Genomic DNA, 1,311 nt, shown 5'->3' on the forward strand with positions numbered 1-1,311 from the left:
CATCTGCCTCAACCACAACGTCGGGGATCTCCACATGAGCACGCAGGACAAGGTCATTGCAATTATTGCCGAACAGGCGGTTCTTGAGCCGTCGGATGTGACCCTCGACAGCACGTTGGAAGACCTGGGCATCGATAGCCTGGGCCTGGTCGAAAGCATATTCGCCATTGAGGAGGAGTTTGATGTTTCGATTCCCTTCAATGCGAATGAACCCGAAAACAGTGATTTTAACATTTCCAATGTTGCGGCTATCGTCGAAGGCATCGACAAGCTGATTTTGAAAAAAGCGTAAGATAGCCCATGAAGCGCGTCGTCATCACCGGGGCTGGAACCATCAATGCCTTGGGACATTCCGTGCCCGCCACACTGGAGGCCATGCGCGAAGGCCGCTGCGGCATTGGAGAGTTGGAGTTTCGCGATGTGGACCGTCTGGCAATCCGCATCGGCGGTCAGGTCCGCGGGTTTGAGGCAGAAGGGCGGTTCAACCGCCAACAGATGAGCCTCTACGACCGGTTCACCCAGTTCACCCTGACTGCCGCTGAAGAGGCGATCGAACAGTCAGGCCTGGAGTTCCATGGCGATCTGTCTGCCAAGGCCGGCGTGGTTTTGGGCAACTCCGGCGGCGGTATGCAGACGCTGGATGAAAACTACCGCAGCGTCTACGAGGACGGCAAGAACCGGGTGCATCCCTTTGTGGTGCCCAAGCTGATGAACAATGCTGCAGCCGGCCATGTGTCGATGCAGTTCAACCTCAAGGGTCCCAGTTTCACCGTGTCCACGGCCTGTGCGTCCTCCAACCATGCGATGGCGCAGGCGTTCCAGATGGTGCGCTCGGGCATGAGCCCGGTGATGATCACCGGCGGCTCTGAATCCATGCTGTGCTTTGGCGGGGTCAAGGCCTGGGAGGGGCTGCGGGTGATGTCCAAGGACGCCTGCCGCCCGTTCAGCGCCAACCGCAATGGTATGGTGCAGGGCGAGGGCGCAGGCATTTTTGTGTTCGAAGAGTATGAGCACGCCAGGGCACGGGGTGCTGAAATTCTGTGCGAAGTCATCGGCTTTGCCATGTCATCGGACGCAGCGGACATCGTGATGCCCAGCAAGCAGGGCGCCGCCCGCGCCATTTCGGGCGCTTTGCAGGATGCCCGTATCAACGCGTCTGAGGTGGGATATATCAACGCTCATGGCACCGGCACCGCTGCCAATGACAAGACTGAATGCGCTGCCGTCGCGGATGTTTTCGGCCCCCATGCGGACAGCCTGATGATCTCCTCCACTAAATCCATGCATGGCCATCTTATCGGCGGCACCGGT

Annotated in this window: 2 protein-coding genes; both read left to right on the forward strand. The window is 58.8% G+C overall.

Going from position 1 to position 1,311, the window contains the following annotated elements:
• The first annotated feature begins 34 nt into the window (after positions 1–34).
• Positions 35–292 carry an acyl carrier protein gene (locus tag A2I95_RS38875; RefSeq protein WP_291737722.1) on the forward strand — a complete coding sequence of 86 codons (258 nt, stop codon included), beginning with the start codon at positions 35–37 and terminating at the stop codon, positions 290–292.
• An 8-nt stretch (positions 293–300) separates the two neighbouring features.
• On the forward strand, positions 301–1,311 hold a 1,011-nt coding region (locus A2I95_RS38880; protein ID WP_291737721.1), incomplete at its 3' end, for a beta-ketoacyl synthase.

This window comes from Leisingera sp. F5, from assembly GCF_001593695.1.